Genomic DNA, 12,870 nt, shown 5'->3' with positions numbered 1-12,870 from the left:
CATGTCCCAGCACTTCGGCGCCGTCATCCATCTGGACCTGCGGGCCGGAGCCGCCGAACTCGACAGCCCCGCGGCCCTGCGCTCCAGAGTCGCCCGGCAACTGGGGCGCGCCGGCCTGCCCGAGCCCGACGACCCGCTCTTCCTGGTGGTCGACACCCCGGCCGGGCTCACCGACCACCAACTGCAGTACGAACTCCTCACCGGCTTCCGGGCCGTGGGCGAGGTCAGGCTCCTGGTCCTGCTGGTCGGCAGCGCGCCGGGCTCGTACGCCGGTGAGGACGAGGCGTTCCAGCCCGACCGCCGGCTGGTGCGGCCCGCCGTCCTGCGGACCTCGGGCACCGCGCTGCTGTGGGCCGGCGATCTGCGCTCCGCCCGCACCGCGCTGGAGCAGCCCGAGCCAGACGACCCGGACGCGCTCGCCGTCCTGGTCGGCGTGCTGTCCGTGCCGGACCTCTACCTCAGGGTCCTGCGCTCCATCGGGTCGCTGCCCGAGGCCGTCGCGGCGCCCGGCGTACGGCTGCTGGAGCAGGACCTGCCGCCGGAGGTGCGCGAGAGGGCCTGGCGCGACGCACTGACCCGGTTCGCGGGCGAGGACACCGAACTCGCCCCGGACGTCCTGCTGACCGCCTCCTCCGGAGCCGATCTCCCGGAGCCGCTGCGCGCCCTGGTGGCGCCGCGCGGCGGCCAGGACCAGCGGCACCGGGAATCCGGTGGCGTGGCGGACGACGCCTTCCACAGCTGCGCGCACGCCCTCGACCACGCCGAGGACGCGCTCGCCGGGCTGCAGGGCCTGCCCGGGCTGCTGCGGCCCACCCGCAGAATGGCGTTCGAGGCGGACGTCGACCAGGCGCGCGAGGCCCTCGACGAGTACCGGGACCTCGTCGGCACGGCTCTGCGCGGCGGCGGTGGCGCGGGACCGTCGGCCGCCGAGTCCGCCGCCCGGCTCACGGCCCTGGGGCTGCGGGTGCCGTCGGCCGAGGGCATGGGCGAGCGGATCGGCGAGGGCCTGAAGGAGTTCGCCGGGAAGCTGCTGGGCCAGGGGCTGCCCATGCGGGCGGTGGCCCAGCGCTTCACCGGTCTGGCCGGGCGGGTGGAGCCGCTGCCGGGTTCGGCACTGCTGCCGAAGCTGGCAGCGCACTCCGCCGACACCGTGGCCCGCCAGACCGGCGCGGAGGGCACCGCGGTGCCCGGCCTGGCGGCGGCCGCTCCGCTCGCCGCTCTGGCGGGGCTGTTCGGCGCGCTGTGGCAGGGGCCGTTGCTCGCCCTGGCCCTCGCCGTTCCGCTGCTGTTCGTCGGCATGGCGGCGCTCGGCGCGGCCCGGCTGCGCGGCAGCGGACGCCCCGGCCGCTGGGCCGTGGCCCCCCGCATCGGAGCGTTCGCCGGCGCGGTGGTCGGGGCGGGCGTGGCGGCCGTGACCGGACCCCCGCTCTGGCTGAGCACGTTCGCCCTGCCGGCGGGCCTCGGCGTGGCCTGGGAGACGGCGCGCCGGCTCTGGCGTGCGGCGGCCGCCGCCTGGGCGCCGGGCCGTACGACGGCCGTACTGCGACGGCACCTGGAGGGGCTCGACGCCCTGCTGGCCGAGGCGGTCCGGGAGCACTGGGCCGTGGAGGAGCGGCTGTACTGCGCCGACGCGGCCCGGTCCGTCGCCGGCATGCTGCGGGCCACGGCGGCCGCGGCGGAGGCCGAGGCGGCGCCCGAGCCCGAGCGGCTCTGGGCGTCCGACACCTTCGCCGGGCCGGGCGCGGGGACCTCCGACGACCACGCCTGGCTCGCCGGCCCCTCCGGACTGGAGCCGGACGACGCCTTCGACGAGTCGGACGACGCCGAGGGCGACTGGGCGAGCGTGTACGCCTGGCAGGACGGGCCGTCCTGGGACGAACCCGCGGCTCCTCACGAGCGGGAGAGGGGACCGGGGGAGGGCCGGCAGAAGAGCGCCGCGACCGCCAGGGGGGAGCGCACCAAGGGCGTGCCGCGCTGGCTGGAGCGGGAGAACGGCGAAGGGGGGCCGGAGCTGGTCGCCACCCTGGCCGCGGATCTGACGGACGCCGCCCTGGAGGCCATGAAGCCGTACTGGGGTGCCGTCGAACGCGGCCAGGCCGGCACCCTCGCCATCCGGCGCACCGAGGAGCGGGTCCACGAGCTGCTGTCGACCGCCCGCCGTCATCTGGAGCACAACGGCGTGCTGGCCCCGCCCCCGTTCGCCGCCGCCCGCCGGGTCCGTGCCACCTCGGCGAACCTGCTCGGCACCGACCCGTACGGGCCGGCCGAGCTGGTCGGTGCCGAGGCCGACCGGCAGTCCGTGGTCCAGCTGTCCTCACCCGAACAGGGCGCGCTGCTCAGCCGCGACCCGGCGGCCGCGGTCTGGATCAGGTTCGCGCCGACGGCCGTGCGCGACGAGGTCGAGAAGGCCTGGCGGTCGAACGGTTCGGTCCAGCCGGAGGAGGTCCTGTGGACGTCGTCCGGACGCTACGCCGGCCTGGTCCGGCTCACCCCGCTGCGGATGGGCGTCGTGGACACGATCCGGCCCCGATACGGCTCCGGACCCGACGAACCGCGCAACCCGTACGACGGGCCGGGACATCCCTACGGCCGGGCGGACCCGTACGACGGGCCGCGCTCGTACGGCGGCGCCGGTTCCTACGACCGGTCCGGTTCCTACGACCGCCCGGAATCGTCCGACCGGCCGCGTTCCTACGACCGCCCGGACCGCGACGACCGCAGGGACGGCTCCGAGCGCGCGAGCGGTTACGACGGCACGGACGGCTACGACCGTGCGGACGGGTACGACCCGCCCGGCCCCGGCAGCCGGCCGGACCCGGATCGCCGAGGGGACGGTGATTCCTGGTGACCTGCACTTCTCGTCCCGGCCGCGTGCACCCCTGCGGCCCGGCGCACATGTACGAAGGAGAGGACCGTCGGTGACCAGCTCTGTGCATCCCCCTCGGCCCGGACCGGGCGGAACGTCCCCGGACAAGCTCGTGTTCACCGTGCCCTCGGGCTGGCGTCGTGTCACCCCGGCCCGCTTCGGCCGCGAGTCCCGCCGCGACCCGCTGCTGCCCCAGCTGATCCGCAACTGCCTGCTCGACGACGACGCGGAGCAGTGCGTCCAGGTGCGCCTGACCGCCGCCGACGCGGGCAACCCCGCGGCGCGCGCCTTGCTGGACAGCGAGGCGGGCACCGCCCTGCACCTGCACCGCGTGCTCGCCGACACGGAGTACGCGACGCTCTTCCCGAGGATCATCGGCTACGAACTGGACGCGGCCGAGCCGTTCCTGCTGTACGCCGCACCGCGCGGCACCGCCGCCGCGCGGACCCATGTGATGGCCGCGAGCGACCAGCAGCGCCTCACCCGGGACCTGATGCTCGCCCTGTGCCTGCTCGACGGCCAGGGCCTGGTGCCGCGCGGTGTCTCGCCCGCCACCGTGCTCTGGGACGGTGCCCGGGTCCAGCTGTGGGGGCTGGAGGGGGTGGCGAGGACGGGACGGCCGAGGAGCCCGTGGGGCAGGCAGCCCTTCTGCTCGCCCGAACAGCGCCAGGGCGAAGGGCTCGCCGACGCGCGGGACGCGGTGTGGAGCGCGGCCCAGGTGCTCTACCGGCTGGTGACGGGCCGGCCCGGACCCGCCGACCGGGCCCCCGCCGACCTCGGTGAGCACCGTGTGCTCGACCAGACGCTGCGGCACGCCTTCGCCCCGCGGGCGGCCGACCGGCCGACACCCGCCCAGGTGCTCGACCTCGTGGCACCGGGAGCCGCCCGCCGCGTCCGGCTCACCCTGCCCGCCGACGAGATGCGCTCGCACCGGGAGGCCTTCGAGGAGTCGCTGCGCCTCAAGCGGCAGGCCCCCGTCGTCCGTTCCGAGGACGCGTCCGGGACGGCGGCCGGGAACGGCACCGGCGAGGTGCTCTGCCCGTACTGCCTGGAGACCATACAGCTCGACCTCACCAAGCTCTTCGTCACCGACAGCAGGATGCAGTACCAGCCGCTGGACCTCGGCGGCATCAAGAACCCGGTGCGGCGGCACGACGTCATGCGCGGCGCCGTCCAGAAGTGCACGGCGGACGCGGACTTCCCCGAGCACTTCATCCCGGTGCCCTACCTGATGTACGGCCGCCCGCTGACCGTCGCCATGGTCGGCCAGTCCTCCACCGGCAAGAGCCATCTGCTCACGCAGATGATCGCGGCCGTCACCGACGGCGGCCTGGAGCCGTTCGGCGTGAAGTGGCAGTCCGTCAACCCGGAGCAGCACGCGCGCTTTGTGCGCGAACGGGTCCAGCCGCTGCGCAGCGGCAAGGTCCTGGACCACACGGCCGCCCTGGGCCGGGACGACTTCGCACGCTTCGTGGAGTCGTTGCTGATCACCGACGCCCGTGGGCAGGTGCGCCCGGTCGCCTTCTTCGACCTCGGCGGCGAGGACCTCGTACGCACCGATGCGGCGCTGCGGTTCCTGCTCGGGGTCGATGCCCTGATCTTCGTCGTCGACCCGGCGCTGGCCCTGCCGCTGCCCCAGCTGGAGCATGTCAGGGAGCGCTGGGGGGTGGAGGTGAACCGGGACGGCGACCTCGCCTTCGGCACCGTCCTGGACCGGCTGCGCAAGAGCGGCCCCTACCTGGAGGTGCCGGCCGCGATGGTGCTCGGCAAGGCGGACCTCCTCCGGTTCCAGCCGCCGGTCGACCGGTGGCTGAGCCGGCCGCAGGCCACCGCGCTCGACCCCGTGCTGATGCACCAGGAGAGCCGCGACGTGTACGGGCTGCTGCGCCGGCACGCCGGGCAGGCGTGGCTGCGCCCCTTCGACGCGATCCGGCGCTGCACCCTGCACATCGCGTCGGCCACCGGCGGCCAGGAGGCCCACGGCCGCTATCCGGCGGGCGCGGGCCCCCGCAGGGTGCTGGAACCGTTGCTGGCGCTGCTGGCGATGCACGGGCTGATCGACGTGCCGGGCGGCGCCGAGACGTTCGCGGTGGGCCAGACGCCCGTCGTCGAGGCGGTGCCGTGGCCGGGCGCAGGGGGCGCAGAGGGCACTGAGGACAGAGAAGACGCAGAGGGATCCGGGGGAGAGGAACTTCAGTGAACGGCTTCCAGGACCGGGACTCGGTGCATCAGGTCGTCTTCCGCTGGGACGGCAACCACGGCCGCCAGGGCACCGGCATGAACGCCGTCGCCCACTCCTGTCCGGCCGGGCGTGCCGAGGAACTGGGCCGGGACCTCGGCCCGTTGCTGTGGGTGTCCGGCGCGGCGGCGGCCCGGCCGAGCGTCGTGCGCACCCTGTCCCGGGACGGCGACGTCATGCTCGTACAGCGCTGGCCGACCACCGACCGGGCAGGCCGGCCGAGCACGGTCAGCCACGTCCTCGTCGGTTCCCCCGCGGTTCTGAAGACACGCCAGTGCCTCGGCCTCGCGTGGGGCGGCTGGCGCAAGCAGGAGAAGGCCGAGGGGGAATCCGGCAGCCTGTCGGAGATCGACTGCCGCAGGCTCGACGAACTGGCGCGCACCCGGCTGCCGGACATGCTGGACGGGCTGCACACCGTCGAGCACGCGCTGATCCTCGTCACCGCGGAGCTGCTGCGCGACCCCGCACAGCGGGTGTCGCTGCTCCTGGAGGAGAAGCCGCCGCGGGACTGGCCGGACCCGGACGGGGTGCCGCTGGTCTATCTCGGGCTGTTCCTGATCTTCGGGTCCTGGCTGCGCCACGAGTGGACCTTCGCCACCTACGACACGGTGGACACCCATCCCCTGCGGCTGATGTCCGTCCCGCGCTGGGAACCGGACACGGGCGGGTCCGGCCCGCTCGCCCGGGTCATGGGCCGCCGGCCGGCCCGGCCCGGGCTGGAGCACCGGGCGGCGCAGCGGCTGGTGCACCACGTCCTCGCGCACCGCAAGGCGCCCGCAGGCGTGCCGCACCTGGTCGAGGACCTCGCCGACGGCGCGGCCCTCGACTGGGAGCGGCGGCGCGCCCGGCTCCAGGACATCCTCGCCACCGGCCGCCCGACGGGGTACGACGCCGCGGCGCCCTCGTCCCGCCCGGCGGGAGGGGGCCAGGCACCGGACCGCGACCGGGACCCGGCGCGCGACAGGGACCTGGACCTGGACGTGGGTCCGGATCTCGACAGGGACCGGGACACGGACCGGGCTCTTCAGCGGGATCCGGACCTGGAACTGGACCGCGACCGGGACCGCGACCTCGACCGGAGCGCCGAGCCGAGGCGGTACGGGGGACAGGAGCGGGCCCCCGAACAGGGCCAGGGGCACGAGCACGAGCAGGGACAGGGACAGGGGCAGGGGCAGCTCCGGGCCACGGCCGGCCCGGAGCTGCGGTCGGAGCCCGCGGCCGCACCACCGCAGGCGCGGACCTACCAGCCGCCCGCGCACGAGCCTGCCCAGGGGACCGCACAAGGCCCGGCTCACGAGAGCGGGTACGAGACCGGCTGGCAGACCCCGCACAAGCCCGGATACGAACCGAGGAGGCCGGGTTCGGGTGCGCCCCAGGGGCCCGCACCCGACAGCGGCCTTCCCCGGACCGGGCCGAGCGGCCCGACCGGGCTCAGCGCTCCGAGCGGACCGAGCGGACCGGGCGGACCTGGCGGAATGGGCGGACCGGGCGGGCCTGGCGGACTGGGCGGGCCTGGCGGTCCGAGCGGTCCGACCGTGCAGGCCGGGCCGAAAGGCACCCCCGCGCGTGACCCGTACGCCCTCCAGCGGCAGCTGCGCGAGTACCGGCGCGGCGACCACATGCTGCGCGGCCGCCTGATGGCGCAGCTGGCCGAGCAGTCCGACGTGTTTCTCCTCGGCGAGCTGCGCTCCGGCCAACTGTCCCAGGACTCACTGGATCTGGTGCTGAGCGAGCTGGGAAGGCCCGACCGCGACAAGGTGCGCGATCCGGAGATGCGGCACGCCCTGTGCGCGCAGATGCTCGGCAACGACCTGTACTTCACGCCGCAGAAACTCGGCGCGGAAGGGGCCTCCAGGGCCGCCATGGCCGAGCGGGCGGCCGTGCTCTTCCACTGGGCGGTGGCCCCGCTGGCCCGGGACGAGCGCTACCTGAACGAACTGCTGGAGCTGCAGTACCGGATGAGCCGGGACCGCCACCCCACCACGGGCAACTGGCTCTGGCAGACCATCGTCGAACCGCCGGACGGCCGGGTTCCCGATCTTCCGCCCGCCCTGTGGCGCCAGATCCTGCAGGACGCCATCAGCCGGAGCAGCAGACCGCCCGCCGTCCCGCCGGCACCGGTCACGACCCCGCTGCCCTCGGCTCCCGCGCACCCCCAGGCGCACACGGCTTCTTCGGCCTCCTCGGCTTCTTCGGTTTCCTCGGTCTTCACGGCCGAACGGCCCGGCCTCGGCGACCGGTTCGCCGAGCTGCTGGTCAACCCGGGCTGCGTCATCGGGACGGCCTTCGGTCTGCTGGTCGTGCTCATCGTCGCGCTGTTCTTCGTATGACGTCGTAGGGCGAGGAGCAATATTCCGTGGCGTCCGGGACGCGGTTCTCTGAGGTGGGATGCAGACCAGGCGGTGGCCGGTGGCCGCCGCAACACAGCGTGGAGTCCCAGCGCAAGCGGGCCGAGCTGCTGCAACGCCAGAAAGCAGCCGACCGGTGCCGAGGCGAAGCGGGTCCGGGTGGCTGGTGAGCTCGCTGCCACCCAGGCGGAGACGCGGCGCATGCTCGGCATCGGGGGATACGTCAAGTTCGTAGTAGGCGACGCCGAAGCTGCGAGAGTCCGAGGTCCGGCCTGTCGGCGGTTGGACCTCGTTGCGGTCGTGAGCCGTGGGTGCCTGGCACGCGCATGTGGGTGTGCGTGCCAGGCAACACAGCGATACGGGTACTGCGGAGGCCACGGCTCCTCTCCTCCGGTTGAATGCCTCTGTGGCACAGGACTTGGGCTTCGACGAGGACGACCTGCGGGCGCTGGCCGGCCCGCGTTCCTTCGAGCGGGTGCAAAACAATCTGGCCGCGGTGACCGCGGTGGAGGTCGGCGACGGGTGGATCACGGCCACCGTCCACGGGACGGACGCCTACCAGGTGGAGCTGGCCCTGGACGGGCCCGACGGACTTGCCGGGGAGTGCGACTGCCCGTACGGCATGCAGGGCAACTTCTGCAAGCAACGCTGCGCGCCGACGCCGGGCAGCGGCAGCAGTCCTGGTACGGCGGCCCGGTCCTGGTCGATGCCCTGCTCGACGACGGGCCGGCCAGAAACGCAGGCGGAACCTGATGCGGCTCCTCGACCAGCACGGCCTGTGACGGGCGCTGCCCGTATCCGGAAGTCCATCCACTCCACCTGTGCGGTCTCAGGCTGACCTTTCCTGCCTCCTGCGCGCCGTGGCGCAGCAATGGCCGCTGCGCCGTCGTGACCGTCAGCCGGCGGTGACCACCAGCGCGGCCCGGTCGTCGAGGGCGGCACTGCCTGCGAACGTGGTGACTGCGGCGGTGATGGACTCGATGAGGGTGGCGGCGGTGGGCGCCGTGGTCCGGTCGGCGACGAGCGCGTCGGCCAAGCGGTCCTCGCCGAAGAATTCGCCGTCGGCGGCGCGGGCCTCGGTGATGCCGTCGGTGACCAGGACCAGGCTGTCGCCGGGGCGCAGGTCGAGGTCGCACGGGCAGAAGCCGGGGTCCGGACGGATACCCAACAGCAGTCCTGGTGGTGTGAGTTCCTCGACCGTGCCGTCGGCTCGGCGCACGAGGGGCGGTACATGGCCTGCTCGAATCAGGTTGAGCGCGAGGTGGGACGCAGAGCGCCGCAGCTCGCCGTAGACGAGTGAAACGAACTGGTCCTCATCGGCGGTGCCTGCCGTCAGCGCGTCGTTGATGGCGGCGACCACCGCCGCCGGGTCGTTCAGGAGGCGGGCGGCGGCACGTGCGGTGTGGCGGACCATTCCGGTGGTGGTGGCTGCCAGCGCGCCGCGCCCCGACACATCGCCGATCATGAACGCCCAGCGCTCGTCGGACAGCGGGAAGACGTCGTAGAAGTCGCCGCCGACGTCGAGTCCTTCGCCGGCCGGATGGTACGAGGCGGCCAAGGTCACGCCGGGAATCCTGGGCAACTCGGGAGGCAGCAGGCCTGCCTGCAGATCGTGGGCCAGCCGGACGCGGTCGGTGAACTGGTGGGCGTTGTCGGCACTCGAAGCGGCCCGGCGGGCGAGCTCCTGGGCCAGGGCGATCGTGTGGCCGTCCAGGGGCAGATCGGTGGCGAGGAGAGTCAGCGTGCCGAAGGTACGGCCCCGGGTGGCCAGCGGCACGCACACGTAACCCGTGACGCCGGGCTGCGCGCAGGGGCTGCCCATGTGGGCCGTCTCGATGGCGCCGGAGGCCAGCACGCGGGCGACGGCGGCGTCCACGTCGTCGCACAGCGCCGGGGAGGAGAGGAGCTGTTCCCCCTCCCGGGTCGAGGCGGCGACGGCGATGCGGTGGGTCCGGCCGCGTTCGACCACATGCACGGCACACAACGGTGCCAGGGCCGGAACGGTCAGCATGGCCATGCGCTGCAGGCTGTCCGAATAGTGCGTCTCGCCCGTGATGGCGGTGCTCGCTTCCAGCAGGAAGGCCAGATCCTCACGGACTGCCTTCTCACGCTCCTGGGCGACGTGCCTCGCCTCCACCGCGTAGTGGCGTTCGATGGCCAGCGCGGCTATGCGTGCGAACGCAACGCTGAGCGTCACATCCCTGTCCGCGGGAGCCTTGGGGGTGCGGTGGTACATCGCGAAGGTGCCCAGCAGCCGGCCGTCCGCGTCCTGGATCGGCGTGGACCAGCACGCCGCGACCCCGGCCCGCAGCGCCAGGTCGCGGTAGTCCTTCCACAGGGGGTCGGTGGCGATGTCCGTGACGATCACCGGTTCGTGCCGGAAGGCGGCCGTGCCGCACGAGCCGACACCCTCGCCGATGACCGTCCCGTCGATCGCCTCGTTGTAGAAGTCGGGCAGGCGCGGTGCGGCGCCGTGCCGCAGGCGTTGCCCGTCGGGATCGATGAGCAGTACCGAGACGATCATGTCCGGGGAACACTCCTCGATCGCCGTGGCCATGCCGTCGAGGATCTCGGCGAGAGGGGCGTCGCGTGCGATCTGCTCCAGCAACACGCGCTGCTGCGAGGCCAGGAGATGCGCGTCGTGGTACGCGGTGGTCTCGACCGCGATCACCACGACCCCGTCGATCCGGCCGGCCTCGTCCCAACGGGGCTCGTAGGTGAAGTCGAAGAACCCCTCCCGCTGCCTGCCCGGCTCTCCCAGCATCAGCCGCCCGTCCCGGGCCCGGTAGGCGACGCCGGTGCGGTAGACCTCGTCGAGCCGGTCGAGGACGCCTTGCGGAGCCAATTCCGGAATCACCTCTCCGAGCGGCTCGCCGATGCGCCCGCGGTCGCACCCCACGGCCTCGAAGAACGCCGAGTTCGCCACTTCCAGAAGGTGTCTCGGGCCACTGAGCGCAGCGAAGATCACCGGGGCCTGCCCGAAGAGGTCCGCGTACTCCTCGCTCCGCCGGTCGACGGGGACGGAGCGGGCCATGGCCGAACTGTGGGGATCGAAATATGTGGACATGACAGGCCGCCCTCTCCTGTCTCCGCCGTCCGCGGACGGCGTCGTCTCGCCCCTCCACTTTGACACATGTCTCCGCTGTTTCCGGGCCGCAGCCGAGCCGGTCACAGCGGCGCTTCATGACCGGGGGGTGCCTGACGGCTCGCCCTCCAGGAGGACCGGCGGCACATGGGGCGCCGAGTCCGTCGCCCACCGGAGCCGGCCCGGCCGTCTCCCCGAGGAACGACGGGGGAAATTCGATGGTGCCGCAGAGCGAGCCCCTCTAGGGTGGGGCTTGCTCCTCGCGGTGGCCGCCGGCTGCCGCGGTCAGTCGTGTGGAGAAACGGGAGGTGTGACCGATGGCTGTCGTTGAGACGGGCGCTGCCCACATCCGGAAGTTCATTCAGTCCACTTCCGTGGCCTCCGGCTGACCTCATCCTTTTCCCGCGCTCATGAGCGCGGTGCCGGGGCCACCCTTGTGAAGGGTCACCCCTTGTCTTTCTCTTCTCTCGTGGGTCCGTCCTCGTCCTCCTCGCATCCTCTCGCCCCGTACGGCTGGGACGAGGGCTGGGAAGCCGGGTTCGCTCCCTACGCCGAGCAGGGCTTCCTGCCCGGCCGTGTCGTACGGGTCGACCGCGGCCAGTGCGACGTGGCCACCGCCGCCGGTGTGCTGCGGGCCGACACGGCCTTCGTCACCCCGCACGACCCGCTGCGGGTCGTGTGCACGGGCGACTGGGTCGCCGTCGAACCCGGTGGCAACCCCCGCTATGTGCGCGCGTATCTGCCGCGCCGCACCGCCTTCGTGCGCTCCACCTCCTCCAAGCGGTCCGAGGGGCAGATCCTCGCCGCCAACGTCGACCACGCCGTCGTCGCCGTCTCGCTCGCCCTGGAGCTCGACCTCGGGCGCGTCGAGCGGTTCCTGGCCCTGGCCTGGGAATCGGGTGCGCAGCCCGTGGTCGTGCTCACCAAGGCCGACCTCGTGCCGGACCCGGTGACGCTCGCCCATCTCGTCGAGGACGTCGAGACGGCATCGCCCGGCGTGCCCGTGCTCACCGTCAGCGCCCTGCACGGCGAGGGCCTCGACGTGCTCGCCGCCCTCGTCGGCTCCGGCACGACCGTACTGCTCGGCCAGTCCGGCGCGGGCAAGTCCACCCTCGCCAACGCCCTGGTCGGCGAGGACGTGATGGATGTGCAGGCCGCGCGCGACGTCGACGGCAAGGGCCGGCACACCACGACCACCCGCAACCTGCTGCCCCTGCCCTCCGGGGGCGTGCTCATCGACACCCCCGGGCTGCGGGGTGTCGGCCTGTTCGACGCCGAGAGCGGGGTCGGGCAGGTGTTCTCCGAGATCGAGGACCTGGCCGGGCAGTGCCGCTTCCAGGACTGCGCACACGAGACCGAGCCGGGTTGCGCGGTGCGTCAGGCCCTTGAGAGCGGGGAACTCCCGGCCCGTCGACTGGAGAGCTACCGCAAGCTGATGCGGGAGAACCAGTGGATCGTCGCCAAGACCGACGCCCGTCTGCGGTCCGAGATCAAGAAGGACTGGAAGCGGAGGGGCGCGGAGGGGAAGGCGGCGATGGAGGCCAAGCGGGGCCGCTGGGCCTAGGCAGTGTCTCCCGTAGCACCCCGCTGACGTCACCCCGCTGACGTCACCCCGCTGACGTCACCCCGCCCACGGCACCACACCCGCACGGCACCACACCTCCGGCGGGCCGCTCCGGCGCCCTCCGCAGGTGTGGTGCCGTGTTGTGTACGCAGGGTCCGTCTTCTGACGGAACATCATGTGGCGTTCGGATGCGGCCCTCGCCCTGCCGGGCAAGCCCGTGTCGAGGCCCCGCCGGGCGCCTTCCACCACGCGTCGGCCGGTCCGGTCCGGCGTGCTCCCGCCTCGCCGTGAGTGAAGTGGAAGGCGATGCCCCGGCCATGTCAACCCAACACGCGCATGCGTCGCCGAACGCATCCCTGCGCGTGGCGCGCGCCCCGTCATGTTTCCGCAGTGCGGGTTCCGGCCCCCTTAGTGATCTTGAAACGGCTGCGACGGGTGGGACACGCTGTGAAAGGCCCCGTGAACCCGCTGTGAACACCAGTGCGCGAAGCGTGGCCCGAGCGGTCCGCCGAGGCCGCCACCGCAGAGCTCATCCGCACCGCCATCCAGAGAGGCAGTACCACCGTGCTCCGCCGCCTTCTGATACCGGCCACCGTCCTCGGGGCCGTCCTCCTCCCCACCGCCCACGCGCTGACCACCGACATCGGCTGGGACGTCGGCCGGCCGATCGCACCGTCCGTCGCCTGAGTCCATCGCTGGACCCGATGCCCGAGCCGGTCGCCCGGCCCCGTCGCCGGACTCGAACGCCGAGCCCGCCGCCGAGCCCGG

At 73.4% G+C, this 12,870-nt stretch carries 7 protein-coding genes; 6 read left to right on the top strand and 1 reads right to left on the bottom strand.

Annotated features, from left to right (window positions below; all coding sequences use genetic code 11):
- The first annotated feature begins 1 nt into the window (after position 1).
- The 4 genes from ACFZCP_RS09950 (at position 2) to ACFZCP_RS09935 (ending at position 8,291) form a co-directional block, all read left to right on the top strand.
- A complete protein-coding gene (locus tag ACFZCP_RS09950) occupies positions 2-2,848 on the top strand; it encodes a hypothetical protein (protein ID WP_391426196.1) in 2,847 nt (948 codons plus the stop codon).
- A 70-nt stretch (positions 2,849-2,918) separates the two neighbouring features.
- Positions 2,919-5,066, top strand: a complete 2,148-nt coding sequence (locus tag ACFZCP_RS09945; RefSeq protein WP_391425740.1) for a hypothetical protein — start codon at positions 2,919-2,921, stop codon at positions 5,064-5,066.
- Complete coding sequence (locus tag ACFZCP_RS09940) at positions 5,063-7,435, top strand: hypothetical protein (protein ID WP_391425739.1); 2,373 nt, start codon at positions 5,063-5,065, stop codon at positions 7,433-7,435. Before ACFZCP_RS09945 ends, ACFZCP_RS09940 begins: the two co-directional genes overlap by 4 nt.
- Positions 7,436-7,859: 424 nt before the next feature.
- Positions 7,860-8,291 (top strand): SWIM zinc finger domain-containing protein, encoded by a 432-nt coding sequence (locus ACFZCP_RS09935; protein ID WP_391425738.1) that lies wholly within the window; start codon positions 7,860-7,862, stop codon positions 8,289-8,291.
- Between the two features lie 57 nt (positions 8,292-8,348).
- On the opposite strand, the gene ACFZCP_RS09930 is transcribed toward ACFZCP_RS09935, so the two are convergent.
- Entirely contained in the window at positions 8,349-10,487 is a 2,139-nt protein-coding gene (locus tag ACFZCP_RS09930) for a SpoIIE family protein phosphatase (RefSeq protein ID WP_391425736.1), read from the bottom strand.
- Positions 10,488-10,989: 502 nt separating this feature from the next.
- On the opposite strand from ACFZCP_RS09930, the gene rsgA reads away from it, so the two are divergent.
- A complete protein-coding gene (rsgA, locus tag ACFZCP_RS09925) occupies positions 10,990-12,102 on the top strand; it encodes a ribosome small subunit-dependent GTPase A (RefSeq protein WP_391425734.1) in 1,113 nt (370 codons plus the stop codon).
- Positions 12,103-12,582: 480 nt separating this feature from the next.
- Entirely contained in the window at positions 12,583-12,789 is a 207-nt protein-coding gene (locus ACFZCP_RS09920; RefSeq protein ID WP_391425732.1) for a hypothetical protein, read from the top strand.
- The last annotated feature ends 81 nt before the right edge of the window (positions 12,790-12,870 follow it).

The sequence above is a fragment of the Streptomyces sp. NPDC007971 genome (assembly GCF_042958635.1).
Classification (GTDB): Bacteria; Actinomycetota; Actinomycetes; order Streptomycetales; family Streptomycetaceae; genus Streptomyces.
Note: the sequence above shows the minus strand (reverse complement) of the source record. Positions and strands in the feature narration are given on the sequence as shown.